At 64.4% G+C, this 24,801-nt stretch carries 29 protein-coding genes; 17 read left to right on the top strand and 12 right to left on the bottom strand.

Annotation, left to right across the window (positions count from 1 at the left end):
• The first annotated feature begins 143 nt into the window (after positions 1–143).
• A complete protein-coding gene (locus tag L540_RS14590; RefSeq protein ID WP_043214222.1) occupies positions 144–500 on the top strand; it encodes a hypothetical protein in 357 nt (118 codons plus the stop codon).
• 2 nt (positions 501–502) lie between these two features.
• Here the strand turns inward: L540_RS14590 and L540_RS14595 are convergent, their stop codons facing one another.
• Positions 503–1,525, bottom strand: coding sequence for a tyrosine-type recombinase/integrase (locus tag L540_RS14595; RefSeq protein WP_043214224.1), 1,023 nt, complete (start codon positions 1,523–1,525; stop codon positions 503–505).
• 108 nt (positions 1,526–1,633) lie between these two features.
• Between L540_RS14595 and L540_RS14600 the strand changes: the two genes are divergently transcribed.
• The 5 genes from L540_RS14600 (at position 1,634) to L540_RS14620 (ending at position 4,845) form a co-directional block, all read left to right on the top strand.
• On the top strand, positions 1,634–2,053 hold the full coding sequence (locus L540_RS14600; RefSeq protein WP_043214226.1) for a M15 family metallopeptidase: 420 nt from the start codon (positions 1,634–1,636) through the stop codon (positions 2,051–2,053).
• Entirely contained in the window at positions 2,050–2,511 is a 462-nt protein-coding gene (locus L540_RS14605; RefSeq protein ID WP_043214228.1) for a hypothetical protein, read from the top strand. Before L540_RS14600 ends, L540_RS14605 begins: the two co-directional genes overlap by 4 nt.
• The gene (locus L540_RS14610; RefSeq protein ID WP_054471588.1) at positions 2,495–2,953 is read left to right on the top strand and encodes a hypothetical protein; all 459 of its coding nucleotides are present in this window, start codon (positions 2,495–2,497) and stop codon (positions 2,951–2,953) included. The genes L540_RS14605 and L540_RS14610 overlap by 17 nt, the downstream gene beginning before the upstream one ends.
• Positions 2,950–3,462 carry a hypothetical protein gene (locus tag L540_RS14615; RefSeq protein ID WP_043214237.1) on the top strand — a complete coding sequence of 171 codons (513 nt, stop codon included), beginning with the start codon at positions 2,950–2,952 and terminating at the stop codon, positions 3,460–3,462. Before L540_RS14610 ends, L540_RS14615 begins: the two co-directional genes overlap by 4 nt.
• A gap of 489 nt (positions 3,463–3,951) precedes the next feature.
• Entirely contained in the window at positions 3,952–4,845 is an 894-nt protein-coding gene (locus L540_RS14620; protein ID WP_131726043.1) for a hypothetical protein, read from the top strand.
• A gap of 544 nt (positions 4,846–5,389) precedes the next feature.
• Here L540_RS14620 and L540_RS14625 read toward each other — a convergent pair.
• Positions 5,390–6,262: an NAD(P)-dependent oxidoreductase gene (locus tag L540_RS14625; protein ID WP_043214241.1), complete on the bottom strand. Its 873-nt coding sequence runs from the start codon at positions 6,260–6,262 to the stop codon at positions 5,390–5,392.
• A gap of 149 nt (positions 6,263–6,411) precedes the next feature.
• On the opposite strand from L540_RS14625, the gene L540_RS14630 reads away from it, so the two are divergent.
• A complete protein-coding gene (locus tag L540_RS14630) occupies positions 6,412–6,942 on the top strand; it encodes a GNAT family N-acetyltransferase (RefSeq protein WP_043214244.1) in 531 nt (176 codons plus the stop codon).
• Between the two features lie 121 nt (positions 6,943–7,063).
• Here the strand turns inward: L540_RS14630 and L540_RS14635 are convergent, their stop codons facing one another.
• The 4 genes from L540_RS14635 to L540_RS14650 form a co-directional block, all read right to left on the bottom strand.
• Entirely contained in the window at positions 7,064–7,864 is an 801-nt protein-coding gene (locus tag L540_RS14635) for an ABC transporter permease (RefSeq protein WP_048026481.1), read from the bottom strand.
• Positions 7,861–8,697 (bottom strand): ABC transporter permease, encoded by an 837-nt coding sequence (locus L540_RS14640; protein WP_043214246.1) that lies wholly within the window; start codon positions 8,695–8,697, stop codon positions 7,861–7,863. The genes L540_RS14635 and L540_RS14640 overlap by 4 nt, the downstream gene beginning before the upstream one ends.
• A complete protein-coding gene (locus L540_RS14645; protein WP_165590423.1) occupies positions 8,694–9,791 on the bottom strand; it encodes an ABC transporter ATP-binding protein in 1,098 nt (365 codons plus the stop codon). Before L540_RS14645 ends, L540_RS14640 begins: the two co-directional genes overlap by 4 nt.
• Before the next feature lie 111 nt (positions 9,792–9,902).
• Entirely contained in the window at positions 9,903–10,526 is a 624-nt protein-coding gene (locus L540_RS14650; RefSeq protein ID WP_197085660.1) for a helix-turn-helix domain-containing protein, read from the bottom strand.
• Positions 10,527–10,704: 178 nt separating this feature from the next.
• Here L540_RS14650 and L540_RS14655 point away from each other — a divergent pair, with 178 nt between their 5' ends.
• The 6 genes from L540_RS14655 to L540_RS21580 all read left to right on the top strand — a co-directional run bounded on the left by L540_RS14655 (position 10,705) and on the right by L540_RS21580 (position 14,489).
• On the top strand, positions 10,705–11,730 hold the full coding sequence (locus tag L540_RS14655) for an extracellular solute-binding protein (protein ID WP_048026483.1): 1,026 nt from the start codon (positions 10,705–10,707) through the stop codon (positions 11,728–11,730).
• Positions 11,731–11,748: 18 nt separating this feature from the next.
• A complete protein-coding gene (locus L540_RS14660) occupies positions 11,749–11,940 on the top strand; it encodes a tautomerase family protein (protein WP_043214253.1) in 192 nt (63 codons plus the stop codon).
• A gap of 46 nt (positions 11,941–11,986) precedes the next feature.
• Positions 11,987–12,772: an alpha/beta fold hydrolase gene (locus L540_RS14665; protein WP_043214256.1), complete on the top strand. Its 786-nt coding sequence runs from the start codon at positions 11,987–11,989 to the stop codon at positions 12,770–12,772.
• 198 nt (positions 12,773–12,970) lie between these two features.
• Positions 12,971–13,300, top strand: coding sequence for a carboxymuconolactone decarboxylase family protein (locus L540_RS14670; RefSeq protein ID WP_043214258.1), 330 nt, complete (start codon positions 12,971–12,973; stop codon positions 13,298–13,300).
• A gap of 156 nt (positions 13,301–13,456) precedes the next feature.
• Positions 13,457–14,113: a carbonic anhydrase gene (locus tag L540_RS14675; RefSeq protein WP_043214259.1), complete on the top strand. Its 657-nt coding sequence runs from the start codon at positions 13,457–13,459 to the stop codon at positions 14,111–14,113.
• A gap of 82 nt (positions 14,114–14,195) precedes the next feature.
• Complete coding sequence (locus L540_RS21580; RefSeq protein ID WP_082149648.1) at positions 14,196–14,489, top strand: hypothetical protein; 294 nt, start codon at positions 14,196–14,198, stop codon at positions 14,487–14,489.
• 3 nt (positions 14,490–14,492) lie between these two features.
• Here the strand turns inward: L540_RS21580 and L540_RS14680 are convergent, their stop codons facing one another.
• From L540_RS14680 to ypfJ, 3 genes are all read right to left on the bottom strand, one after another.
• Positions 14,493–15,257, bottom strand: coding sequence for a DUF1828 domain-containing protein (locus L540_RS14680; RefSeq protein WP_043214260.1), 765 nt, complete (start codon positions 15,255–15,257; stop codon positions 14,493–14,495).
• Positions 15,254–15,805, bottom strand: coding sequence for a hypothetical protein (locus L540_RS14685; RefSeq protein ID WP_043214261.1), 552 nt, complete (start codon positions 15,803–15,805; stop codon positions 15,254–15,256). The genes L540_RS14680 and L540_RS14685 overlap by 4 nt, the downstream gene beginning before the upstream one ends.
• A 228-nt stretch (positions 15,806–16,033) precedes the next feature.
• The gene (gene ypfJ, locus L540_RS14690; RefSeq protein ID WP_043214269.1) at positions 16,034–16,882 is read right to left on the bottom strand and encodes a KPN_02809 family neutral zinc metallopeptidase; all 849 of its coding nucleotides are present in this window, start codon (positions 16,880–16,882) and stop codon (positions 16,034–16,036) included.
• Positions 16,883–16,954: 72 nt separating this feature from the next.
• On the opposite strand from ypfJ, the gene L540_RS14695 reads away from it, so the two are divergent.
• The 4 genes from L540_RS14695 (at position 16,955) to bamC (ending at position 20,451) form a co-directional block, all read left to right on the top strand.
• A complete protein-coding gene (locus tag L540_RS14695; RefSeq protein WP_043214272.1) occupies positions 16,955–17,581 on the top strand; it encodes an L-threonylcarbamoyladenylate synthase in 627 nt (208 codons plus the stop codon).
• Positions 17,582–17,675: 94 nt separating this feature from the next.
• The gene (locus L540_RS14700; RefSeq protein ID WP_043214273.1) at positions 17,676–18,323 is read left to right on the top strand and encodes a site-2 protease family protein; all 648 of its coding nucleotides are present in this window, start codon (positions 17,676–17,678) and stop codon (positions 18,321–18,323) included.
• Between the two features lie 86 nt (positions 18,324–18,409).
• Entirely contained in the window at positions 18,410–19,315 is a 906-nt protein-coding gene (dapA, locus tag L540_RS14705) for a 4-hydroxy-tetrahydrodipicolinate synthase (RefSeq protein WP_029579189.1), read from the top strand.
• Between the two features lie 17 nt (positions 19,316–19,332).
• Positions 19,333–20,451, top strand: a complete 1,119-nt coding sequence (gene bamC, locus L540_RS14710) for an outer membrane protein assembly factor BamC (RefSeq protein ID WP_043214274.1) — start codon at positions 19,333–19,335, stop codon at positions 20,449–20,451.
• A gap of 64 nt (positions 20,452–20,515) precedes the next feature.
• On the opposite strand, the gene L540_RS21785 is transcribed toward bamC, so the two are convergent.
• The 3 genes from L540_RS21785 to mutS form a co-directional block, all read right to left on the bottom strand.
• Positions 20,516–20,731, bottom strand: coding sequence for an endopeptidase (locus L540_RS21785; RefSeq protein WP_156185332.1), 216 nt, complete (start codon positions 20,729–20,731; stop codon positions 20,516–20,518).
• Between the two features lie 203 nt (positions 20,732–20,934).
• Positions 20,935–22,122 (bottom strand): ribosomal protein uL16 3-hydroxylase, encoded by a 1,188-nt coding sequence (locus tag L540_RS14720; protein WP_043214276.1) that lies wholly within the window; start codon positions 22,120–22,122, stop codon positions 20,935–20,937.
• Positions 22,119–24,746, bottom strand: coding sequence for a DNA mismatch repair protein MutS (gene mutS, locus L540_RS14725; protein WP_414734133.1), 2,628 nt, complete (start codon positions 24,744–24,746; stop codon positions 22,119–22,121). Before mutS ends, L540_RS14720 begins: the two co-directional genes overlap by 4 nt.
• Positions 24,747–24,801 lie beyond the last annotated feature (55 nt).

The following is a 24,801-nucleotide window of genomic DNA, read 5'->3' on the forward strand; positions in this document are numbered from 1 at the left end:
CGACAGAGAACGTCCCTGAAGAGCTGCCACCGCCATACTGGACCCCGTTCGTCGTGCCGGCGAGGCGCTGCATCGAATCTCTCTGGTGGCTACCCAATGCGCGTGCATTTGCAGTGCAAATTTCACTAGCAGGAGAAAGAAGTATGCAGAAGAAAGTTTTTCAGACCGACGATGACGGCCTGTACCTTTACGAATCCGTCGCAAACGGGCTGGCGCTGACGCCCGGCACCTTCAACATCCCTTACGGAGCATGCGACGATGCGCCGCCCGCACCTCCGGCCGGAAAATGGCCGCGGCGCCTGGGCGATGCGTGGGTCATGGTCGAGGACTACCGCACCACGCCTCTCTGGGTGGTAGGGACAGGGGCTCCGTACTCGATTGGCGGCGAGCTGGATGTTGGTGACGGCAAAGTCTGCTACCCGGGTTGGGGGCCGCTTCCGTCCTGGCTGACGCGGGTCGAACCGGAGCCCACTGTGGCCGATACGGACGCGGACGCATAGGCCTATGCCGCCATCGGCAAGGCCTCCAGCTCGCTTTCCCGCTCGCGGCGCATTGCTTCAAGCTGCTTTTTGCCCAGTGGGCTGCGGGCAAGCTTCTGGGCCAGCTCGCGCCCATGGGGGTGGTAGTAGCGCAAGAGCATGCGGGTGTCGACGTTGCCGTTGACTTTCGCCAGTTCGTGGATTTGGAACACCGTCGCAAGCTGCGAGGTGCCTTCGTGCCGCAGATCGTGAAAGCGCAGATCCCGAAAGTATGCCGCGTTGGGCCGGCGCCCATGATGCCGGCAGATGCCCTCATAACGGAGCCGGGCGCGCCGGCGGGCGCGAATGAACGCGCGGGAGACAGAGCCAGGCTGCATCGTGAAGATGCGGCCCCGCATCGACTTGCCTGTCACCCAGCGACGCAAACATTCGCGCGCGCGCGGGGTTAATGGCACGTCGCGGGCCCGTCCGTTCTTGGTGTGTGGCAGATGGACCACGCCGTGCATCAAATCCAGGTGTTCGCGCCGGATGCCAACCACCTCGGACCGGCGCATGCCGGTTTCCTTGGCTACGGTCAGGATGGTCGGCAGCTCCGCTGACCTGGTCGCGCGGATGATCCAGTCTAGTTCCTGGCGCGGGCATTCCTCTTCGGACACCCCGCGCAGGGTGATGCGGTCGAACAGACGCCGGTCGCGCGCGTCATCGACCGCAGGCCGGCGTACCAGCTGGACCGGGTTGGCCAGCTGGTCAAAGCCCCAATCCTTGCGGATCACCGTATAGACATGGGACAGGAAGGCCATGCGGCGCACGACTGTGGCCGGCGCACGCTCTTTGATCCATTCATCGCGTAGCTCCAGAAGGTCCGTGCTGCGAATCCGGTCCACCGGCCGGATGGCCAGACGGGTCGCGCGCCAGATCTTGGCGATGGACTGCTCGGCGGCCTTGCCCTTTTTCGTTACCGACACCTCCGCCAGATAGCGGTTGATCGCATCGGCAAGGGTCGGGGCGGGCTTTCGGCGGGGCTGACGGCGGGACCAGGGCTTCATAGTCGAAAAAGCCGTCAGTTTTAGCAAATTATTCCCGACAACAGGAGCAGATGCGCCTTTTTCATTTCACGAGAGGAAATGTTGCCGCCTTGGGGCTGGGGAGTGAAGATGTTTCAGTTTACAGAACGAGACCAAGCGCGGCTGGCGGGCGTTCATCCGGACCTTGCGGCTATCGTCGCGGCGGCCGCCAGGCGGTATGAAGGCAAGTTCATTGTGGTCGAAGGGCTGCGCACGCCCGAGCGCCAGCGCGAGCTGGTGGCCAAGGGCGCCAGCCAGACACGGGACAGCTACCACCTCAGACAGGCTGATGGCTATGGCCATGCCGTTGACCTGGCGCCCTTGGTCGCCGGGGCCATCCCCTGGGACAACTGGCCGGCTTTCGCCGGCCTGGCCGCGGTGGTCAAGGCCTGTGCCGCGGAGTTGGGCGTGCCGGTGGAGTGGGGTGGGGATTGGCGGACCCTGAAGGATGGCCCGCACTTCCAGATTCCGCGGGCCTGGAAGGGCTTGGCGGCGCGCGCGGGGGAATGATGCAGGAGAACCTGGGGTTCTTGTTGGCGGTGGTCGGCACCGATGCGGCGAACGCCGCCGCGGCCGGTGAACCGCTGACTTTCTCCCAGATCGTTGGCTATCTGGTGGCGGCGCTCATCGGCGGCGGTGCGATGTGGAAGGTCTTGCCTATCCTCATGGCGAGGCTGGCCGTGTCAGCCGCTGGCGCGAAGTCTGAGAAGGACGCGATCGAGCGGCTGGAAGGACAGTTGGCCGTGGAGCGGCAAGCCTCCGAGGCCGCAAGGGCTTCGGCCAACGCAGCTTTCAAGGAACGCAACGACATTTATCTGGAGCTGGCCAAGGTCCAGGCCCAGCTCGCCGCTTTGAACGAGCGGTCCGCCTACCAGGCGCAGACGATCGAGCGGCAGAACACCCTCATCGAGGAGCTGACCGCGCAGGTACATGCGCTGCAAGGAGAGGTTCGTGGGAGTCTTGCATAAGTGGTGGCGGCACCCGCGGCTGGCGCGCGCGTTTCGCCTGGTCTACGCCGTATCGCTGGTCCTGTGCATCTTCGGCGGGGGGGTCTCCGTCGGAAGCCTGACCGCCTGGAATAGCGCCAGCCGGTCCCTTGCCCTGCAGGTCGAGACCAATACGCAGCAGCGCGAGGATTACCGGCGGGCGCTGGCCGCGATGTCGGCCGCCGTGAGCCGGGCCGCCGGCACGGCCGAGATGGCGGCGGGCAAGTTGGACAAGGCCGCGGACGCCGCAGAGGGCGCCATCAAGGCAGCGAAGGGCGCCGCCACCAAGGCCGGCACCGCGGCGACGAGGGCGTCCGCGGCCGCGAAGTCCGCCAATACGGCGGTCAAGAAGGTGGAAGAGGCCCTGGCGCCGCCCGCGCCAGCCGTACCCGCGCGCGTGCCGGAGTGGATGAACACGCCATGATCGCCGCTGTCGTCAAAAGCCTGGCCGGTTGGAAAGGCAGCGCGGCGGCGCTGGCGGCCGCCGCGCTGCTGGTGGCGGGGGTGGTGCTGGAGCGGCAGCGGTACGGCGTCCGGCAGTACGAGGCGGGGGTGCGGCATACTCGGCTGGAGGCCGATGCCCGCGCGCGCCAGATCGAGGCGCAATATCGGCGCCAGGAACAGGAATTGGCGGCTGATTACGCGGCGCGCCTGGAGCAAGCCCATGAGTCAGTGCGTCAATCGAGCGCTGAGCGCGATCGCGCAACTGGTGTTGCTGACGGCCTGCGCGGCGCCATCGCCGCCCAGCGTGCCAGAGCCGCCCAAGCCGCCGCCCGCGCCGGCCTCTCTGAACAAGCCGCTGCCCGAGCCTGGGATATTTTCAAAGCGTGCGCGGATGAATATGCAGCGCTGGCAAGAGACGCTGACGCAGCCATCGATGGAATGAGGGAGGGCGCGGCCTGGGCCCAAGCCGCGGCCAAGATCCGTCCGTGATCTGGCGCGCGATAACGAGGTGCCTATTGACGGCGCGCAATTGCCGTTTTGCCGGCTCGACATTGCGCGTGAGCAGGCCGGCCGGCGTGCCGGAACCGCCCCACACCAGCGGCGGACCTGACGCCGGTCTCGACCGGATCGGAGCTATTGGGGCGCTTGCCGCAGGGGATGGGCGACCAGGCCGAGATGCGGCAAGCTTGGCCGCCCCAGTGTACAGCTTGCAAGGCGACATTCGCTGCTTCCGTGACGGCCTTAGCCTCTGGATATGAGCGTAAGCCTCAACTATTCGGAAATGACCATGGTGACCATCTTCGCTGTATCGGTGGATTGCTTGCACGCTGCAATCGTTGCCATGCAGCTTCATCTTCATGTGGAGGGTAAATGAATAAGTCTGCAGATAGTCAAATGACGAGTCCCCCATTTCCTGGGGGCTACGCGGTTACTCTAAAGGGAGTCCTTCCCGGGGGTGTGCATTTCACCAGGCTGTGCATGTACAGCTTCCAGCCCGGCGGCACCATGAGGTCAGATTTCTGGTATTGGCAAGGGGATGCATCCGTTTGGAGCCCGGCGAATCCAGGTGACTACGGATCTATTGGCCGTCAAGTAGGTTATGCAAATCAGCCATCCTATCCTTACAACTTTGACCAGAGCGCATATGTTCAAGGTTCGAAGAAATTTAGCGTCGCGAATTCGATTCCCACGACAATTTTCGGGACTTGGTCAATGCAGGGGGCCGATTCCGTCTTTATCGATTTCAATGGCAGTACCGAGCTCTGGAGAGCCACGTGGTCAGATGCGACGCTGACAAAGATCGAGCTGCAGCATGCCAATTACATTTCTGGCTCCGTCTATCTGAAATCTGACGGTACCTACAATGCTGCTGCGCTCAATGCTGGATGGGGCTTTGGCGGGATCAATGTCGGTTTTTTGACGGCGGTGGACGTCAATGGCATGCACAAGGATTTGCCTTACGGCCAGGTCATACGACATAACTCTTGGGCCGCCCTTGATGAGCCGGTGTCTACGGACTCAATGAGCTTGGCCACGGTGTTTCTGGCGACCACGACTCAAGCACTACGCTATGTGGGGTGGGACAACACACCTGGGGCCCGGCATCACGTCTTCTACTACTTGGCCCAGCCTTTCGGCAATACTGGAATGACAGCCGGGCGAGTGTGCTATCAGGTGAGCCACGACTATAATAACAACGGATATATCGCCGACGACATTGGGCACACTTACTCTGGGCTGCAAGTGATAGACCAGGTAGGGAATTTTCGCGGGTTTGTGTTTGCTGATTCGTCTGTTAACGGGGCACCAGTGGCCACTGGCGACAACCATACGATTTCAGCCTTGTACTACCTGGATACGCAGACTACCTAGTAGGCAAACGTAGGCGAGCCGTGATGGAAACCGATCATTGGCTCGCCAGATCATCGAATCGAAATGTCGGCGCTGTCAATGCGTCTTCGCATTACAGTGTAGGGCTTGCGTGCTCATCCATCCCATTCATCATCATTTCGTCAGCAGACGATGCCGCTGCGCGTGACGGCCTTCCCTTGTAAGGGCCAGTATGGGGCCGCTGAAGGCGCGCGGATCTCAGGGAATAATCCAGGGAACAATGGGGGGAATGGCGGGGAATATGCGCCCGTCTAATCGTTGAAAAACAAGGGTTTTATTCCCCGAAGCCCCCCTCGGTTCCCCATACAAATGGGTTCGAGTCCCATCAGCCGCTCCACTGAATTCAAGAGAAATCGGGTACTTGCGCGCAAGCGGGGCTTATCTTGTTTCGGGATGGCGGCCTGAGTTCAGGCGCTGCCTTTGATCTTGACCGTGCGCTAGCGGTGGTGGCTTCGACGGGGCCGTGGCCGGGCTGGCGCGCCAGGTGCCAAGCACAAGCCGGACGCTGGGCGTCCGGCGGCATGATTCACCGGTCCTTCAGCAGCGACACCAGCTCAGGCACGTAGCGCTCGCCCCCGCCTTGGGTGACGGCCTGGTCGAAGGTATGCTGCACGGCCGCGCCGATTTCGCGCGCGGCGCCTGTTTCGGCAGCCATGGTGTTGTAGTAGGACAGGTCTTTTTGCGCGTTCGACATGAAGAACCGCAGCGATGACGGGTCCTGTTCCAGCAGGTAGGGTTTGATGCGCTCCAGCGCCACGCCGCCGCCGCCGCCCTTGGCAAGCACCTCGGCGAATACCGCCGGATCGATCTCGGCGCGCAGGGCGCAGGCCGCCGCTTCCGATATGAGCGCAACCACGCCCAGCGACACGTAGTTGTGCAGCAGCTTCATGCGGTGACCGGCGCCGATCGGGCCGGCATGCGTGATGTTTTCGGCAAAGCAGGCCAGTAGCGGCTTGCATTCTTCGAACAAGGCCGCGTCTCCTCCCACGAGCAGGTTGAGCCGGCCTTCGGCGGCTTCCTTGGGGGTGCGCGTCATCGGCGCATCCAGGAAACGGCCTCCCGCGTCCGACACGGCCTGTGCCACCTTCAGGGTGGACGAGGGAATCGCCGTCGAGCAATCGATGATGACGGCGCCCGGCCGCAGGCCCGCCAGCACGCCGCCTTCGGACAGCAGTACGGCTTCGACCTGGGGGCTGCCGGTAACGCAGAGGATGATCACATCAGATTGGCCCGCCAGCGTGGCGCCGTCGGCCACGCTGGTCGCGCCCGCGGCCTTCAGCGCGTCCAGGGCTTGGTTGCCCGGATGCTCCAGCACGGTCAGCGTGTGACCGTGCTTGACCAGATTGCTTGCAATGCCGTGCCCCATGAGGCCAATACCGACCATGCCCACCTTTGCCATCTTCCACTGCTCCTGCCACCTAGGGGTTTGTTATGGCGTAAATCTTACTCTGACTTGTGCGTCAACCGCGGCGCGATCAGGGCAGGAGGCGATTCGGCGTGGTGAGCGCGCCGGTATGATCGAGGCTCATCCCCTGGATAAGGACCGCCATGTTGCCGATCAGGACGGAAGGGTTGGTATTGCGTAGTTTCCGCGACCGTGACGCCGAGGACTTCGCGCGCGCGGCGCGCGAATCCGTGGAGACGGTGGGCCGCTGGATGCCCTGGTGCACGGCGGCGTTTTCGGAGGGAGACGCGCGCAGCTGGTTTCGGCAATGCCGCGCCAGCCAGCGCGCCGGGACTGGCTATGAGCTGGGCGTGTTTTCGGCGCAGAGCGGCGAATTGCTCGGCGGGGCGGCGCTCAACGCGATCCAGCGGCACAATCTTTTCTGCAATCTCGGCTATTGGGTCAGGCAATCCGCGCAAGGCCAGGGGGTGGCCTCGCGGGCGCTGCGGGCTTTGCTGCCCTTTGCCTTCGATGTGCTGGGCCTGCAGCGCGTCGAGATCGTGGTCGCGGTGGGCAATATGCCCAGCGAGGCGGTTGCGCGCAAGGCGGGCGCGCTGTTCGAGGGAAGGGCGCGCAACCGGCTGCAGCTGCATGGACAGGCCTGGCCAGCGTCGATCTTCTCGTTGATTCCATGATGAGGCTGGCAGGGGTGGCCGGGCGTCTCGTGACGCTCCAGCCGCCGACCCTGCCGGGCTACGGTCCTGCGGAGACAGTTTTTTCATGGTCATGCCGTTCCAAACACGGCAGGCGCCATTTTCAGCGTTCGGTTTCGATGAACAGTTCCAGGCCGACCAGCTTGTTCAGCAGCGCGACGATGCCCAGGGTCAAGAGCACCAGGAAGGCCGAGATCGCGGCGATTACCGGTGATGCGCTTTCCTGGATATGCGAGAAAATCTGCGTGGGCAGCGTGGTGACTTTCGGACCCAGCAGGAATACCGTAACGGTCACTTCATCGAAGGAGATGATGAAGCTGAACAGCAGGGCGGTGACGATGCCGGGCCTGAGCATGGGCAGGGTAACCATGGAAAATACTTGCCATGGCCGTGCTCCGAGCATCATTGCGGCTTCTTCCATGGCCAGATCCAGCTTGCGCATGGAGGTCAGTAGCGGCCGATACGCAAAAGGCATGCATAACACCGCATGGGCAAGGAAAATCGCGCCATAGGTTCCGACAGCGTCGGCAAAGGATGCCACGCCCAGCAAGGCAACGGCGATGGCCGCGTGCGGGAATAGCAGTGGTGAAAGCATCAGCAGGCCGAAGGCCGCCTGGCCCTTGATCCTGAGCCGTGTCGTTGCCAGGCCGGCCATCAGGCTGAGCAGGGTGGTAAAGAGCGCGACGATGATCGCCAGCAGCGCGCTGACGCCCAGGGCATAAAGCCATGCGCCGCTGCTCAGGAACTCGCTGTACCAGCGCAGGGAGAATCCCTGTGGCGGAAAGGTTAGATAGCCGGTGGGCGAGAACGAAGACAATACGACAATGATGATGGGCGCGGGCAGGAAAGCGAATACCAGTCCCACCGCGAGACGGGAGATCGCGCCAGGCAGTTTGCATATCATTGCGCCGCTCCTTTCAGGTGGCGCAGCACCCGTTTTTCGGTAATCTGCAATGGCCAGATCAGAAGCGCCGCGCAGAGCGTCAGCAGTATGGCCATTGCCGCCGCCTTCGGGAAATTAAAGAGCTGAAAAACGTCCTGGTATATCTGGGTGGCAAGCATCGCGTTCCTGGGGCCTCCCAGCAGAAGCGGCGTGATGACCGCGCCCGTCGACAACAGGAAGACGATCGTGCATCCGGAGACGACACCGGGCAAGGACAGGGGGGCGATGACGCGCATAAAGGTCTGGACCGGGCCGGCTCCCAGCATCATCGACGCCTCCTCGAATGAGCGCTCGATATGCATGAAGACGGTCAGGATGGAAATGATCATGAAGGGGCAAAAGACGTGCACCAGGCCGATGATCACGCCGGATTGGTTGAACAGCATCCGTACCGGCATGTCGGTCAGCCCCAGCCACATGAGCAGTGAGTTCAACGTGCCTCGGTTTCCTAGCAGGACTACCCAGCCATAGGTGCGAACGACCAGGCTCACCAGCCAGGGCAGGATCACCAGCAGCATTAGGGCGTTACGCCATTTTCCCGCTCGTGCGATGGTGTAGGCGGCCGGGTAGCCGATAAACAGTGTGATGAGCGTGGTGAGCAAGGACATTTCCAGGGTCCGTTGCAGGACAGCCAGATAGTCGCGGCGATTGAAGAAGTCCACATAGTTTTGCAAGCCCATCCCTTCGGGCGTGCTCAGGGACTGCCAGACGAGATAGATCAAACCGGCCACGAAGACCGCCATCACGAGGCCCGCCGGGATAAGCAGCAATAGCGCCAGGCGATTGAACTTCATTGCGAACCTCCGTGCTCGGCCTGCTGAAGAATGGCGCAGGCGGAGTCTGTCCAGTCGACTCGGACATGGCCTCCCGGTTTGTATGACGCAAGTTCTGGCGCATCGGCGGGCACCATGGCCAGCAATTCCTGCTCCCCGATACGCAGGCTCAGGCGGGTCGACGAGCCGGAATACACCAGGTTGTCGATGGTGCCGATGCCGGGGCCATGGCTCGTGGCGGCCGCGAGCAGGCGAATACTCTCTGGACGCACCGCGACGTGCACGGACTTGCGGGTCGTCATGCCGGCCAGGCCGGGCGGGCGCTTGGTCAGGCCCAGGGAGGCGAAACGCAAGGCTGGCTGCCCCTCGATCATATCCAGGTCGGCGCTCAGGACATTGTTGTCCCCCACGAACTGGGCAACGAAGAGCGTTCGCGGCTTGCCGTATATCGCGGCGGCGCTGTCCAGTTGTTCGACCCGGCCTTCGCTCATCACGGCAATCCGGTCGCTCATGCTCAGGGCCTCTTCCTGGTCATGTGTCACGAAAATGAATGTCGTGCCGACTTGCCGTTGGAGTTGCTTGAGCTCTACCTGCATTTGCCGGCGCAGCTTCATGTCCAGCGCGCTAAGCGGTTCGTCTAGTAACAGGACCCTGGGCTTGACGGCGAAGGCGCGCGCCAGCGCGACTCGTTGTCTTTGGCCTCCGCTGAGCTGGTGCACGGGGCGCTGGGCCAGATGAGCCAGCCCCACCAGCTCTAGGGACTTGGCGACGATCGATGCGATGGCCTGGGCATCGGTCTTGCGCACGCGCAAGCCGAAGGCGACGTTGTCGCCTACCGTCATGTGCGGAAAGAGCGCGAGGTTCTGGAAGACCATGCCCAGGTTGCGCTTGTAGGGCGGCAGTTTCGTGACATCTTCGCCGTCGATGAGGATACGGCCCCGGGTCGGGCCCTCCAGCCCGGCAATCATCCGGAGCAGGGTCGTCTTGCCGCAGCCCGAAGGGCCTAGCAGCGTCAGGAACTCGCCTCGTTCGACCGTAAAGTCCACGCCCCTGACGGCATGGAAACCCTTGAAGTGTTTTTCGACATGGTCGATGACCAGCACTGGATCCGACACTTGCTTTCCCCTTGTCCGCGGCGCATGCGCAAAACCCGGAGTCTGATCCAAATTTCATTTTTGATCAATAAATATTCACATAAATGAAATTTTGCTGAAAGAAGGTGGTCGCTACACGGCGGATTCGCGGCAATTTACCCACATCACCTTGGTGGGCCGTTTGGTGGAGTTGAAAAAGCGGTGGGGAGTGGCGCTGCTGAAGCGGAATCCATCGCCTTCGTTGAGCACGTACTCCTGGTCCCCGATGTGCAGGTCGAGCGTGCCTTCGAGCACGACGCCGGCTTCCTCCCCATCGTGGGTGAAGGGTTCGTCGCCGGTGGTGCCGTTGGGTTCGATGATGATGGTGTACAGCACCAGGTCCATATTGCCCCGCCCGTGAGGCGTCAGCACGCTCTTGGCGATGCCCGTGCGCCAGAAGGTCACGGCTGGGCGCTGGTTTTGGCGAATGATGGGCGAGTCGGGGTCGCGGGCCGACTCGGGCGGGTCTGGGAAGAAATGCGAAATCGCTACGTTCATGGCTCCGCTGAGCGCGCCCAGTACGCGCACCGACGGGGAGGAGATGCCTCGCTCCACCTGGCTGAGCAGCCCGATGGACAAGCCGGACTTTGCCGAGACCTCCTTAAGGGACAGCCCGCGCGCGATGCGTGTGGCGCGCACGCGCTGGCCCACCTGAGCGTCCATGGCTGCCGTTGGCGTGTCGTCGGGGGGCGTCGGAGAGGTCGGTTGTGTGTTCATGGAGCTCCTGGTGCTGGCGCGTAGAATTTCGCAAGTATGAAATTGTATTGCCAAAAAGTGAAATTTAGTTCATTCTTTTCACCGGAAATGCGGCGGCGCACGCCTGCAGGCGCTGGCCGTGTCCGTTCACAAAGGGGGAACTATGTCTTCGTACCATACTTGGATCCGTGGCGCCGCCATGACGGTCTTGGCCGCCTGTACCTGGGCAGGCGCTGGCGCGCGGGCCGAGTCCGTGTCGATGGCGACTTGGGGAGGGGGCGTCGGCGATACTTGGCGCGCCGCCTTCGCCCAGGCGTTCGAGAAGGATACTGGCACCAAGGTGAAAATCACCGAAGTTCCTAATCCGGAGGCACAGGTGCGAACCCAGGCCAAGGCGCCTCAGTACAACGCGGTGCTGGTGAGTTATTTCGAGGCCGCCAAGTTGTACAACGATGGCCTGTTGGAGACGTTCTCGGTCGATGAGATTCCCGAGCTGGCGAATGTGCCAGGACAGTACCAGATGAAGGGAGCGGATGGGCGGGTGATCGGCGCACCGGTCTACTTTACCTATTACGGCATTGCGTTCAACACGGACTTCGTCAAGCCGTCCGAAATGACGTCCTGGGCCGATCTCGGCAACGCCAAATGGAAGGGGATGACGGCCATCACGCAGCCCATCTACTCCTCCACCTACCACTTGACGATTCTGTCCCATGCACTGGGTGGCGATGAGAAAGACGTCTCGCGCGCGATCCCGATGTTCAAGGCGCAGGTGGCCAATGCAAGCGTTGTCTATACCTCGCTGGCCCAATTGAACCAACTGTTGACCCGCGGCGAAGTGGTCGCGGCGCCCTATTATCTCGCGCGTGTCTGGGCCATGAAGCGCGATGGCGTCAAGAATATCGACATCTCGCTGCCCAAGGAGGGCGGTCTGATGTTGCCCTATATGGTCGTGGTTCCCAAGGGGAGCGCGGATCGGCAGGCCGCCAAAGCCTGGCTGAACTACGCGGCCAGCGCGGCTCCGCAGTTGCGCACGGCGGAGTTGTTCGGGTATTTCCCTCTCAACGACAAGGCGGTGATCCCTGCTGACCAAGAGAAGGTTCTTGGCATGAGCGTTGCCGAGATGAAGTCACGTCTGTTCCAGCCCGACTGGTTCGTGGTCGCCAAAGAGCAGGCGGCGCGAGTCAAGACCGTCGAGCAGGTTATTTCCGAAACCAACAACTGACCTCCAAGGAGTCTGGTCATGCCCATCATCCGTGTGGAAATGTTCCCCGGCCGTACCCCCGAACAGAAGGCCAAGTTGGCCGAGCGCTTCACGCAGGCTTTCGTTGAAGAAGCCAATGCCAAGGCCGAAAGCGTTCAGATCGTGTTTACCGATGTCCCGCCCAGCGACTGGGCGGTCGGCGGAAAGCTCTGCGCCAAGGCGCCGGCCTGAATGGCCCGAGGGACCGTCCTGGCAATCTGAATGTGGGAGTGTATGCATGGCAAGCGCTGTTGATTGTGTCTATACCATTGAAGGCCATGGCCCGGCCTTATTCATGATTCATGGCATCGGAGCTCGCCGCAGTGGCTGGGCAAAGATGGCCGAGCACCTGAAGTCTGACTTCCAGTGCATCAGTTACGACTTGCGCGGCCATGGCGAGTCGCCCATGCCCGACGGCGTGTTCGGTCTGGATGAGCTGGTGGCGGATCTGGAAGCCTTGCGGGAGCGTCTGGGTATTGAAAAGGCGCACTTTATCGGGCATTCGCTGGGCGGAATGATCGGGCCGGCCTACGCGCGCAAGTATCCGGATCGCGTTCTGTCGCTGGGGCTGCTCAGTACGGCGGCTTTTCGTACGGAAGATGATGCCGCCAAGGTGCGTGGCGTGGTGAGGGCCATGCGGGACAAGGGCATCGGCCCGGTGCTGGATACGCTGGTCGACCGATGGTTTACCGATGATTTCGTCAAGAATCGTCCGGATGTCATTGCCTGGCGCAAGAAGCAGGTCACGGATACCGATGCCGATGTGTTCCTGAATGTTTTCGACATTTATGCGCAGACTGAAATGGCGCCCTGGTTGCACGAAGTGAAGGCGCCGTCGCTGGTGTTGACGGGAGAGCTCGATGGTGGCTGTAATCCGAGGCTGAACAAACAGATCGCCGCCGCATTGGAGCACTCTGAGCTGGTCATCCTGGAGGCACTCAAGCACGCGATTCTGATCGAGGCGACGGATCGTGTCGTCCCTCATGTGCGCGCTTTTTTGGGCAAGCACACGCAGCCCGCGTAAGCGTGGGACGGGAAACGGGCGCTACAGACCTCCTTTCCCGTTCCACGCATGATACCGAGGCCGCGAGCCCGGCGCGCCGGCCCGAGGCGGTTTCGCCGCAAACCGGGCAAACACGCTATCAAGGATGGTCGCCAACTCGCACAATGGCAGACGACAAGCGCGCGTCGCGTTTGTGCTCGCCTTATCAAAGGAAATGCCATGCTCGATTGGGACAATTACCGCAAGGAACTGAAAACACGTATCGGTGAGCTGGGCGTGCTGTCGCCCGACACCCTGAGCGGCTATCAGGCGCTGTCGGCCGCCGGCAAGAAGACCGCTCACCTGGATGGCAAGACACGCGAGCTGATCGCGCTTGCCGTGGCCGTGACCACGCGCTGCGACGGCTGCATTGCCGTGCATGCGGCCCAGGCCGCCCGCGAAGGCGCCACCAAGGAAGAAGTGGCCGAGGCCCTGGGGGTGGCCGTGGCGCTTAACGCCGGCGCGGCCATGGTGTATTCGGCCCGCGTGCTGGACGCCTTGCCCGGCTGAGGCGGCGGGGATGCGGGTCGGTAAGTCGATCCGCTTCTTTTCGGTTTCCGCGCCGGCGGCGGGCGGCAATGTTGTGATGGCCCGGTCTTCATCCCTGGGTGTCTATCGATGTCGTCTCCTGTTTGCCGGTGCGCCTGCCTGCCGCGGCGCGGGTTCTTGACGCAAGGCCTGGCATTGGGTTTATCCCTCGCCGTGCCCGGGCTGGCCATGGCCGGGCCGGCGGCTTCGGCCGAGGGCGCCGAGGCCCGGCGCAGCCCGCAGGCCGCGGTGCATGCGCTGCGGGCGGGGCATGCGCGTTTCCAGGCGCGCGCCATGCGCCATTACACCTACGATATCGACGCGATCCAGCAACGCACGGCCAGCGCCCAGGCGCCTTTCGCGGCAATCCTGGCCTGTGCCGATTCCCGGGTGGCGGTCGAGTTTTTGTTTGACCAGCCCTTGGGCGAGCTGTTTGTCGCGCGCGTGGCGGGCAATATCGTGACGCCGGCGGTGCAGGCCAGCCTGGAGTACGCGGTGCAAAAGCTGGGCGTCAAGGCGGTCATGGTCCTGGGCCATAGCGGTTGCGGCGCCGTGAGTGCCGCCCTCAAGGCCGGCGACGTCCATGCCAACCCCCTGTTTCCCTATCTGCAGCCGGGCCTGGTGCCTGGCGACCCTGCCTCCAGCGTCCGCAAGAACGCCCGCGCGCAGCGCGACATCCTGCTGCAGGGCTCGTCCCTGCTGCGGCAACGGCGCCAAGCCGGCGCGCTGGCTGTCATATCGGGTGTCTATGATGTCGGTACGGGGGCGATGGCCTTCGACGCCGACACGGCCTGATCCGGCTTACCCTCCCGGGTGTTTGTATCCAGAATGCGCAGCAATTACAAAATATATCGCTACTGGGTAAAAGATACGCGGTATGCTCATGCCCAGAGAGGGTGTCCCAGTGCTAGAAAACAACTCGGTTTACAAGGGATACCGCCTGATGGCCAAGGTGGCGCGCGAGGTCAGTCCAGCCGCCAGTGGCCCATTGTTTACCGCCACGGTTGTCGTGGTACAGGCGGATTCCATTCACGATGAAGGTGATGAGTATCCGGTGCCCTGCTTCGCGGAAGGGGCCAGCGTATACAGTCCAAGAGAGGCCGTCCATGCCGCGATCACGCATGGGCGTGAAATCGTTGACGGCCTGATCAATCTGCCTCGCGCCGTGTGAGCGTCAGCCGGTGAAGAGTTCGGCCCAGTTGCGCGTCCGGTTGAGGGTGCGCACCAAAGCCGACTGCTCAAGTATGGCGGTCGCTTTTTTGAATTCCTCGGTGGATGCGCCATCTTCCAGGATGACCATGCGCGCGTTGCGCGCATCAGCCATTTTCACGTCCGACATCTTGCCGTGGGTCTGGTAGACCTGGGTCCAGTCGACTTTCTTGCCGGCTTTCAGGGCAATCGGCTCGATATAGGTAAGCGAATTGTTCTGTTCGGCGCGCACGGCAAAGGCGAAGTCGGCCGCATGCCCGCTGCTGCCTTGCGCGCGGGCGCCCTTGACCAGGCGGTTGGCGCCCAGGGCGTCGAGCAGCGTCCTTCCCACTTGGGCGCGAAAGCGCAGGCGGCTGAATTTGGGCATCCATTTGGCGCATTGGAAGGACAGGGCCATGGCCAGTTTGACCGCATCCCACAGGGCTTCCTGCAATTGCGCCTTGGGGCCGCTGGCCACGATGGCGCCGCCATCGTCGAAGCTGGCCAGGGTCACGCCGGGGGTCTGGTTTAGGGTTTCCAGGCGTTTGGCGACCAGCTCGATGCCATAGACGGCGGCGTGCATGGCGGTCTCGCCGGCGTCGGTGAGATAGAAGCTGTCATCGTCCGGGTAGGCGATGAAGAAGGCGGCATGCTGTCCGTCCAGGCCCAGCGTCATGGGGGCGATGGCGCGTATGGCCCGTTCGCCGGCAGGAATGACCGTCCAGCCCGAGGCTTCGAGAAAATTGCTCATAGGATCAATTCGATTTGGCGGCCCTTCAGGGGATGGGCAAAGCCGCCGGCCAGCGTCAGGTTCGCGCGTGGCAAAAAGTAGTCGATCAGTGCGGAGATGCTGTTGAGCGCCGGCGTGAGCGGTTCGGCATAGCCTTCGCCTTCGGCCACCCAGATATGCTGGTGGCTGCGGTCGGCCAGCACGCGGCGGTAGTTGGGCAGGCCGTTGCCCACCAGGCTGCTATGGAAGCTGTCGTCGGTGTCCACGCCGAAGACCCGGTGCGGGCCGACAAAGAGGCTGGCGCCAAACGCTTCGCCCACCATGATGGCGGCCTGCCCTTGCACACGGGTGCGCGGGCTGCGATAGAAGACCCGGAAGATCACATCCTCGCGGATTTCGCCCTTGACGCGGCAGGCCGACGCGAACTCCATCCAGAGGGGGAGGGCGGCGTTGCCCGAGGCGGCAAGCGGCCGGTGAACCCAGGAAATCGGTTTGACGGTTTCCTTCGGCTCGGCCAGGATTTCCTGGACCTCATCCGGAGTGATCAGGGGTTCGACTTTGTTGGCCATGGGCGAAAAAAGAATGAATGCGTATGCCAGGCTGACATGCGGCGCGCCGCTTGCGCCAAGCCCCGCATAGGGCCGGCGCCAGGAGCGCGATAGGGGCTGCCAGTGCCAGGGCGGCTTATTCGGGTGCTCAGAAAGAGGGCCGCTATCTTACAAGATCGGCAAGGCCCAGCACCCGGAAAGCACAGGCAAACCGTAAAGTATGCTGGTTTTATGTACAGGCGACAAGCCTCAGAGCTGGCTGGCGCCAAAGGTGTCGCATTGGCGCAGGTCTCCGGAATCCAGGCCGCGCTTGAACCAGCGCACCCGCTGGGCCGAACTGCCGTGGGTGAAGGCGTCGGGCACGACATAGCCCTGGCTCTTGCGTTGCAGGGTGTCGTCGCCGATGGCGGTGGCGGCGTTCAGGCCTTCTTCGATATCGCCGCTTTCGAGGATGTGGCGCGCCTGGTCGGCGCGCCGGGCCCACAGCCCGGCGAAACAATCGGCCTGCAATTCCGTGCGCACCGACAGGGCGTTGGCCTGCGAGGGGTTGCGCTGGCGCGCCTGGTCCACCTGGTCCGCGATGCCCAGGAGATTCTGCACATGGTGGCCGACCTCGTGCGCGATGACATAGGCCTGGGCGAAGTCGCCGGGCGCATTGAGCTTGCGCTGCATCTCGTCGAAGAAGCTCATGTCCAGGTAGACCTTGCGGTCGGCCGGGCAGTAGAAAGGCCCCATGGCGGACTGGCCGGTCCCGCAGGCCGTCGGCGTGGCGCCGCGAAACAGCACCAGCTTGGGAGCGACATACTGGCGATTGAGATTCTGCTGGAAGATGGCGCTCCAGGTGTCCTCGGTTTCGCCCAGCACGCGCGCCACGAAGCGGCTGGACGCATCATCGGCGGGGGGCGGGGGCGCCGCCTCTTGCTGTGTGCTGTCGGGGCCTTGCGCCATCTGCAGCACGACCGAAGGGTCGACCCCGAAGTACATGGCCACCAGGGCCAGCACGATGGTGCCCAGCCCGATGCTGCCCTTGCCCACGCGCGGGCCTTGGCTGCGGCGGTCTTCGACATTGTCACTTTCGCGCGAATCATCGATGCGCATGGAAATCTCCTTAGGCGTTCGCAGCCGCATGGCCGCATGGCCGCATGGCAGGACTAATGTTAGGATAAATCCATGGCTCTGCATCTGACTATTCATCCTGACAACCCGCAGGTCCGCCTGCTCAAGCAAGCTGCCCAGTGGATCAGCGATGGCGGCCTGGTCGCCGTTCCCACGGATTCCAGCTACGCCGTGGCCGCGCGCCTGGATGACAAGGACGCCGCCGACCGGCTCAGGCGGCTGCGGGGCCTGGACGAGCGCCACCATCTCACCCTGCTCTGCCGCGATCTGGCCGAGATCGGCCATTTCGCCAAGGTCGACAACCGCCAATACCGCCTGCTCAAGCTGGCCACGCCGGGGCCCTGGACCTTTATCCTCGAAGCCACGCGCGAGGTGCCGCGCCGAGTCTCCCACCCCTCGCGCAAGACCATAGGCATACGTGTGCCCGACCATGGGGTGGCGCTGGCCCTGCTGGAGCAGGTCGGTTCGCCCCTATTGTCGACCACGCTCATCCCCAAGGGCGAGGAAGACGCCCTGAACGATCCCGAGGAAATCGGCCAGCGCTATGCGCATGAGCTGGCCGCCGTGATCGACGCCGGGGCCTGCGCCCAGCATCCGACCACGGTCATCGACCTGACGGGCGCCGAGCCCGCCGTGCTGCGGCGCGGCCGCGGCGATCCGGCCTCGCTGGGCCTGGGTTGAGGCGGCCCGGGGCGGATTTGTCCCTGAATTTTTTCGAGTTGCGGCGGCCCGCGCCAGGGCGCCTAGCGGCCTCTACCTCTACAATGGCGCGGCCATGAACGACTTCATCCAGACCATCGCGGTCTACGCGATCCCCGTCATCTTCGCCATTACGCTGCATGAGGCGGCGCACGGCTATGTGGCTCGCCTGTTTGGCGATCCGACGGCGCAGCAGGCGGGTCGCGTGACGCTCAACCCGATCAAGCATATTGATCCGGTGGGCACGCTGCTGGTGCCGGTGGTCATCCTGCTGACGTCCAAGCTCCTGGGCGCCGGCGGGCTGTTGTTCGGCTGGGCCAAGCCCGTGCCGGTCGACTTCGGGCGCCTGCGCCATCCCAAGCGGGACATGCTGTGGGTGGCCCTGGCCGGGCCCGCCTCCAACCTGCTGATGGCCATCCTGTGGGTGCTCTGCTTCCGCGTCTATCGCGATATCGGCCTGGATGAGAGCTTTTGGTACGAAATGGCCCAGGCCGGCATCAGCGTCAATCTGGTGCTAATGGCGCTCAATCTGCTGCCTATTCTGCCGCTCGACGGCGGACGCATCCTGTTCAGCCTGCTGCCCCACCGCCTGGCCTGGCAGTATTCGCGCATCGAGCCCTATGGCCTGATCATCGTGCTGGTGCTGTTGGTGACGGATGTCCTATGGATACTGATGGAACCCATCTTCTCGCTGGGGGCCGGTATCGTGAACTGGTTTCTCTAGGATTTTGTTCAATATCCGGTAAACTCGCCGGTTTAATAGATTGACGCCTGGAGCATGGGGTTCCGGGTCAGGAGCCTCTCGAAATCATGGCATCCTCTGCTTCGACCGCAGACATTACTTTCAAGGGCAGCATGGTGGCCTTGGTCACCCCGATGCAGCCCGATGGCAGCCTGGACTACACCGCTTATCGGGCGTTGATCGATTGGCATGTGCAGGAAGGCACGAACGCCCTGGTGGTGGTGGGCACGACGGGCGAGTCGCCCACCGTCTCCATGGAGGAGCACGCCGAGCTCATCCGTGTGGCGGTCGAGCACGCCGCCGGCCGCATCCCGGTGATCGCCGGCGTGGGCGCCAACTCCACCGACGAAGCCATCCATCTGGCGCGCCACGCGAAGTCCGTGGGCGCCCAGGCCGGCCTGTCCGTGGTTCCGTACTACAACAAGCCCACCCAGGAAGGCATCTACCAGCACTTCCGCGCCATCCAGGAAGCGGTGGACCTGCCTACCATTCTTTACAACGTGCCGGGCCGCACCGTGGCCGACATGTCCAATGAAACCGTGTTGCGCCTGGCTCAAGTGCCGGGCGTGATCGGCATCAAGGACGCCACGGGCGACATCGCCCGCGGCGCCTTGCTCCTGCGCGAAGCGCCGGCAACGTTCCAGGTCTTCAGCGGCGACGATCCCACCGCTGCGGCCCTGATCCTGCTGGGCGCGCGCGGCAATATTTCCGTGACCGCGAACGTGGCGCCCAAGCTGATGAGCCAGCTGTGCGCCGCCGCCCTGGCCGGCGATGTGCCGCGTGTCCGTGAACTAAACGCGCATCTCGCCCGTCTGAACAAGGCCTTGTTCGTCGAGGCCAATCCTATCCCCGTCAAATGGGCGCTGGCTCAAATGGGGCGCAGCGCGCTGGGCTACCGCCTGCCGCTGGTCCAACTGGGGGCCGCGCATCACGACACCGTGCGGCGCGCGCTCCAGGAAGTGGGTCTGCTTTAAATATCGTGAGGACGCGTATGAATACTCGTCATGCCGGCATTTCGGCATTGATGGCCCTGATGTTGTTGTCTGGTTGCAATGACATCAACCAGCTCATGGGCAATGATGAATCCATTGACTACAAGAGCACCCGCCGCGGCGAGCCGCTGTCCATTCCGCCGGACCTGACGCAGGCCAACGCGGATCCGCGCTACAAGGCGCCGGCCTCGGGCACGGCCACGTTCTCTCAATACCAGGCGCAGGGCCAGCAGGCCGCCGTGGCGCCGCAGAACACCAATGTGCTGCCGCAGCGCGACGACATGAAGGTCGAGCGCGACGGCAATCTGCGCTGGCTGGTGGTGCAGCGTCCGCCGGAGCAGGTCTTCCCCAAGGTGGTCGACTTCTGGACCGACACCGGTTTCACCGTGTCGACCAACGATCCGCGCTCGGGCCTGGTCGAGACCGACTGGGCTGAAAACCGCGCCAAGATCCCCGAAAGCTGGCTGCGCCAGCTGCTGGGCGCCGTGCTCGAAACGGCCTGGGATAGCGGCGAACGCGAAAAATTCCGCACCCGCGTCGAGCGCGTCAACGGCCATACCGAGATCTACATCAGCCATACGCAGATGCTCGAGAAGCGCACGGGCCCCGACAGCGCCCAGGTGCAATGGGTCAACGGCAAGGAAGATCCCGGCCTGAACGCCGCCATGCTGGCGCGCCTGATGGTCTACCTGGGCACCGACGTCGATGCCGCCCGCAAGCTGGTCGCCCAGGCCGAGGCCGCGCCCCAGCGTCCGGCCGTGCAGCAGAGCGTGCGCGCCGAAGGCGCGATGCTGGTCGTCTCCGAGTCCTTTGACCGCGCCTGGCGCCGTGTGGGCGTGGCCCTGGATTCGGGCGGCTTCGCGGTGGACGATCGCGACCGCAGCGCCGGCGACTACTTCGTGCGCTACGTCGACAGCGACACCGGCCTCAAGAACGAGGAGCCGGGCTTCTTCAGCCGTTTGTTCGGCGGCGACAAGAAGGCCGCGGCCGCCCAGTACCGCATCCATGTGGCCGGCTCGGGCGAGCAGACCCAGGTCACGGTGCTGGACAGCAATGGCCAGCGTGACAACAGCGCCACCGCGCAGCGTCTGCTCAGCGTGCTCAAGGACAAGATGTAAGTCCTGCCAGGCAAGAAAATGGCCCTCCGATGGAGGGCCATTTTTTTTGCCTTGCTGAGCGGGATCAGGAGGCCGGCGTGGTGGCGCCGCCGCTCGGCGTGGTGGAGCCGGAGCCCGGAGTCGTGTTGGGCGCGCTGTCCGAAGGCGCCGGGCTGCTGGGCGCGGGCGCGGGGGCGGTGGGGGCCGGATTGCTGGCCGGCGCGGCGGGCTCTTCCTGCTTGTTGCAGGCAGACAAAGCCACGGCCAGCACCGAAGCAACGATCAGGGTTTTGCTCATCATGTCGAGACTCCTGTTTATGAGATTGCGGTAAATCCCTTGTGTATTAGGGGAAACCAGAATCCAGGCTACAGGAATCTGTCAGATGCTTGGGTGTGGAAATTAAAGCGGTGGCATCCCAAATGCAACAGAGATTTCGATCATGTGTGTTGTCTGTCAGGATGTATCCGCGAGGCGGCTGCCGCCGCCTCGGTCCGCCAGCGGATTCAGGGCCGGTAGTGCAGCCAGCCGGCGTCCAGCCAATCGGCCAGGCAACTGCGGGCCTCGTCCGATAGTCTGGCGCAGCGCGGGTCGCCGCAGTCCAGCGCGCGGGCATCGGCCAGCTGCTTCAGGGCCGCCTCGGCGGGGGCCATGGCCGTTTCGCCGTTGATGAAGAGCTGCTTGCCGCGATAGAGCATGCGGCTGCGTCGGTCGAGGACCAGGCGGCCCTGGGCGGGCCAGCCGTCTTCCAGGTCCACGCTGGCTTCGGGGCTGTCAAAGACCGCCAGCTGGCTGGGCTCGGTCAGCCAACAGCCCAGGAAACGGGCCGCCAGCGCGTCGTCAAAGCGCAGCTTGGACAAGGTGTCCAGCGTGGCCTGCACCAGCGCGTCGGGCAGGGCGGCCGGGTGGCGGGTCGCCGCCTGGCCGGGATCGCGATAGAGACCGTCCAGCCGGGGGCCGGGCAGGGCGGGCTCGCCGTAGGGGCCGCCCAGCAGGCCGATGCGGGCCATGGCCTGGTCGGCCGCGGCCTCGAGCAGGCCGCGGGCCAGCGCCGCCTGGGTGGGGGCCCGGAAGCCGATGGAGATGGTCATGCAATCGTCTCCCAGCGCCACGCCGTCATGGGCGGCCTGAGGCGGCAGATACAGCATGTCGCCGGGCTCGAGCACGGCTTCGTGTTCGGGCTCGAAACGGCTCAGTATCTTCAGCGGCAGATCGGGCTGCAGCGACAGGTCTTTCTGGCGGCCGTAGCGCCAGCGGCGCTTGCCGGCGGCCTGCAGCAGGAAGACGTCATAGCTGTCGAAATGCGGGCCCACGCCGCCGCCATCGGAGGCGATGCTGATCATCAGGTCGTCCAGGCGGGCATCGGGCACGAAGCGGAAGCGCTGCATGAGCTCGGCCGCGGCGTCGCTGTGCAGGTCCACGCTTTGCACCAGCAGCGTCCAGTCCGGTTCGCTGGCCTTGGGCAGGCGGGCAAAGGGGCCGTTTTCCATCTGCCACTGGCCTTGTTCGCGCCAGATCAGGCGCGACTCGACATCGTCGCGGCGGGCCAGCTTCTTGAGCGCGGCGAGGGTTTCCGGCGGTTTGAACCCGGGAATGGCCTGGCGGATCAGCAGCGGCTTGCGCTGCCAGTGGCGGCGCATGAAGTCATTGGGAGAAAGCCCGCCGAGCAGGGCGAGGGGCTGGTCGAGAGTCATTGCAGGGCCTTGAGGCGGTAAAGGGCGTCCAGCGCTTCGCGGGGCGTGAGGCTGTCGGGGTCGATGTCGGCCAGGGTATCGCGCAGCGCGGCAAGGGCGGCATGGTCCTCGTCGCGGTCGGCCCGGGCCTGGCTGTGGGCGTCGGCATCCAGGGCCGCGGCGAACAGGCCCAGCTGGGGCGTGGGCGCGCCCTGGGCTTCGAGGCGTTCGAGTTCGCGCGCGGCGTGCCGGATCACGGCGGCCGGGATGCCGGCGCGCTGGGCCACCTGGATCCCGTAGCTGCGGCTGGCCGGGCCTTCGCGCACCTCATGCAGAAACACGATGCCGCCGGCGGATTCGGCGGCGGCCAGGTGCACATTGGCCGCCGTGGGCTGCTCCGAGGGCAGGCGGGTCAGCTCGAAATAATGGGTGGCGAACAGCGTGAGCGCGCGGTTGTGCGTCACCAGGCGCTGGGCGATGGCCCAGGCCAGCGCCAGGCCGTCGTAGGTGGAGGTGCCGCGGCCGATTTCATCCATCAGCACCAGGCTGTTGGCCGTGCTGGCCGCCAGGATGGCCGCGGCCTCGGTCATCTCCATCATGAAGGTCGAACGGCCGCCGGCCAGATCGTCGGCCGCGCCGATGCGGGTGAAGATGCGGTCGATCCGGCCCACGCGCGCGCGGCGGGCCGGCACAAAGCTGCCCGTGCGCGCCAGCAGCGCGATCAGGGCGATCTGCCGCATATAGGTGGATTTGCCGCCCATGTTCGGGCCGGTGATCAGCAGCATGCGGCGCGTGGCATCCAGGCGGCAATGATTGGGCGTGAAGCGCTCGATGGCGCGTTCGACCACCGGATGGCGGCCCGCCTCGATGTCGATCTCGGCTGTCTCCAGCAGGTCGGGCGCGACCCAGTCGTGGCGGCGGGCGTGCTCGGCCAGGCTGCCCAGGGCATCCAGCTCGGCCAGCGCGGCGGCGGCATCGGCCAGCGGGCGGACATAGCCGGCCAGGGCGTCGAGCACCTGCTCGAACAGCCATTTCTCGCGCGCCAGCGCGCGGTCCTGGGCCGAGAGCACCTTGTCTTCCCAGCTCTTGAGTTCAGGCGTGATGTAGCGCTCGGCGTTTTTCAGGGTCTGGCGGCGGCGGTAGTCGTCGGGGACTTTGTCGGCCTGGCCCTTGGTGACTTCGATATAGAAACCATGCACGCGGTTGAATTCCACGCGCAGATTGGAGATGCCGGTGCGCTCGCGTTCGCGCGCTTCGAGCTGCAGCAGGAACTCGCCGCTGTCGGCGGCCAGCACGCGCAGCTCGTCGAGCTCGGCGTCAAAGCCGGTGGCGATGACGCCGCCGTCGCGCACGGCCAGCGCCGGCTCCTGGGCAATGGCGCGGGTGAGCAATTCGGCGATGCCGGGGTCCAGCGTCAGCAGCGCCGCCAGCTCGGCCAGGCGCGGCGAGGCGGCCAGCGGGGCGACCAGGGTGTGCAGCTCAGGCAGCGTGCCCAGCGCATCGCGCAGGCTGGCCAGCTCGCGCGGGCGCACGGAGCGCAGGGCCAGGCGGGCGGCGATGCGCTCGATATCGGGGAAGGCGCCCAGGGCCGAGCGCAAGGTCTCCAGCAGGCCCGCCGCGCCAAACGTCTGCTCCATGTCCAGGCGGGCGGCGAGCAGGGTGGAGATGGCTTGCTGGCGGGCCGCCACCGGCGCGTTCTCGCGCAGCGGATGATGCAGCCATCGGCGCAGCAGGCGGCTGCCCATGGGCGTGCGGCAATCGTCCAGCAGCGAGAACAGCGTGGGCGCGTCTTCGCCGGACAGCGTCTGCGTCAGCTCGAGGTTGCGCCGGGTGACCGGGTCCATCAGCACATACAGCCCGGCGCGCTCGGCGCCGATGGTCTGCACATGGGCCAGGGCCTGCGATTGCGTGCGCGCCGCATAGCGCAGCAGCGCCCCGGCCGCGCAGACGGCCACCGGCATGTCTTCGATGTCGAAACCGGCCAGTGAATCCGTCTGGAAGTGCGCCAGCAGATGGGCGCGCGCGCCGTCGGCCTCGAAATGCCAGTCCGGCACTCGGGCGCGGGCGCCGTCATAGCTAATGTCCAGCTCGGCGCTGTCGGCATAGATCAGCTCGGCCGGCCCGATACGATGCAGTTCGGAGTCCAATTGGGCAGGCGCGCACTCGGTGACATGGAACTCGCCGCTGGCCAGGTTCAGCCAGGCGATGCCAGCACGCGGATCGCGCTTGCCCGACAGACAGACCGCCGCCAGAGCTCGATCCGCCTTGGCCGGCAGCAGGGCATCGTCGGTCAGCGTGCCCGGGGTGACGATGCGCACGATGCGGCGCTCGACCGGGCCCTTGGCGGCCGCGGGGTCGCCGATCTGTTCGCAGATCGCCACGGACTCTCCCAACGCCACCAGGCGGGCCAGATACTGCTCCATGGCGTGCACCGGCACGCCGGCCATGGGAATCGGCGCGCCATTGGAGGTGCCGCGCTTGGTCAGGGTGACGTTCAAAAGACGCGCGGCCTTTTCAGCGTCTTCGTAGAACATCTCGTAGAAATCCCCCATGCGGTAGAACAGCAGCAAGGGCCCCGCCTCGGCTTTGAGTCGCAGGTATTGCTGCATCATGGGAGTGTGTTGGGATTCTGTGGCTTGGGACATGCGGGTTTTAGACTGTCTGATATTCCAGGCATGCTGCTTGGCCTGGCGAATGAAT

It is taken from the genome of Bordetella pseudohinzii (genome assembly GCF_000657795.2).
Taxonomy (GTDB): Bacteria; Pseudomonadota; Gammaproteobacteria; order Burkholderiales; family Burkholderiaceae_B; genus Bordetella; species Bordetella pseudohinzii.

Bases quoted from the DNA above. Each gene is read 5' to 3' on its own strand.
- L540_RS14590 (WP_043214222.1), top strand. From the start codon at position 144: ATGCAGAAGAAAGTTTTTCAGACCGACGATGACGGCCTGTACCTTTAC.
- L540_RS14595 (WP_043214224.1), bottom strand. From the start codon at position 1,525: ATGAAGCCCTGGTCCCGCCGTCAGCCCCGCCGAAAGCCCGCCCCGACC.
- L540_RS14600 (WP_043214226.1), top strand. From the start codon at position 1,634: ATGTTTCAGTTTACAGAACGAGACCAAGCGCGGCTGGCGGGCGTTCAT.
- L540_RS14605 (WP_043214228.1), top strand. From the start codon at position 2,050: ATGATGCAGGAGAACCTGGGGTTCTTGTTGGCGGTGGTCGGCACCGAT.
- L540_RS14615 (WP_043214237.1), top strand. From the start codon at position 2,950: ATGATCGCCGCTGTCGTCAAAAGCCTGGCCGGTTGGAAAGGCAGCGCG.
- L540_RS14620 (WP_131726043.1), top strand. From the start codon at position 3,952: ATGTACAGCTTCCAGCCCGGCGGCACCATGAGGTCAGATTTCTGGTAT.
- L540_RS14625 (WP_043214241.1), bottom strand. From the start codon at position 6,262: ATGGCAAAGGTGGGCATGGTCGGTATTGGCCTCATGGGGCACGGCATT.
- L540_RS14630 (WP_043214244.1), top strand. From the start codon at position 6,412: ATGTTGCCGATCAGGACGGAAGGGTTGGTATTGCGTAGTTTCCGCGAC.
- L540_RS14635 (WP_048026481.1), bottom strand. From the start codon at position 7,864: ATGATATGCAAACTGCCTGGCGCGATCTCCCGTCTCGCGGTGGGACTG.
- L540_RS14640 (WP_043214246.1), bottom strand. From the start codon at position 8,697: ATGAAGTTCAATCGCCTGGCGCTATTGCTGCTTATCCCGGCGGGCCTC.
- L540_RS14650 (WP_197085660.1), bottom strand. From the start codon at position 10,526: ATGAACACACAACCGACCTCTCCGACGCCCCCCGACGACACGCCAACG.
- L540_RS14655 (WP_048026483.1), top strand. From the start codon at position 10,705: ATGACGGTCTTGGCCGCCTGTACCTGGGCAGGCGCTGGCGCGCGGGCC.
- L540_RS14660 (WP_043214253.1), top strand. From the start codon at position 11,749: ATGCCCATCATCCGTGTGGAAATGTTCCCCGGCCGTACCCCCGAACAG.
- L540_RS14665 (WP_043214256.1), top strand. From the start codon at position 11,987: ATGGCAAGCGCTGTTGATTGTGTCTATACCATTGAAGGCCATGGCCCG.
- L540_RS14670 (WP_043214258.1), top strand. From the start codon at position 12,971: ATGCTCGATTGGGACAATTACCGCAAGGAACTGAAAACACGTATCGGT.
- L540_RS21580 (WP_082149648.1), top strand. From the start codon at position 14,196: ATGCTCATGCCCAGAGAGGGTGTCCCAGTGCTAGAAAACAACTCGGTT.
- L540_RS14680 (WP_043214260.1), bottom strand. From the start codon at position 15,257: ATGAGCAATTTTCTCGAAGCCTCGGGCTGGACGGTCATTCCTGCCGGC.
- L540_RS14685 (WP_043214261.1), bottom strand. From the start codon at position 15,805: ATGGCCAACAAAGTCGAACCCCTGATCACTCCGGATGAGGTCCAGGAA.
- ypfJ (WP_043214269.1), bottom strand. From the start codon at position 16,882: ATGCGCATCGATGATTCGCGCGAAAGTGACAATGTCGAAGACCGCCGC.
- L540_RS14695 (WP_043214272.1), top strand. From the start codon at position 16,955: ATGGCTCTGCATCTGACTATTCATCCTGACAACCCGCAGGTCCGCCTG.
- L540_RS14700 (WP_043214273.1), top strand. From the start codon at position 17,676: ATGAACGACTTCATCCAGACCATCGCGGTCTACGCGATCCCCGTCATC.
- dapA (WP_029579189.1), top strand. From the start codon at position 18,410: ATGGCATCCTCTGCTTCGACCGCAGACATTACTTTCAAGGGCAGCATG.
- bamC (WP_043214274.1), top strand. From the start codon at position 19,333: ATGAATACTCGTCATGCCGGCATTTCGGCATTGATGGCCCTGATGTTG.
- L540_RS21785 (WP_156185332.1), bottom strand. From the start codon at position 20,731: ATGATGAGCAAAACCCTGATCGTTGCTTCGGTGCTGGCCGTGGCTTTG.
- L540_RS14720 (WP_043214276.1), bottom strand. From the start codon at position 22,122: ATGACTCTCGACCAGCCCCTCGCCCTGCTCGGCGGGCTTTCTCCCAAT.
- mutS (WP_414734133.1), bottom strand. From the start codon at position 24,746: ATGTCCCAAGCCACAGAATCCCAACACACTCCCATGATGCAGCAATAC.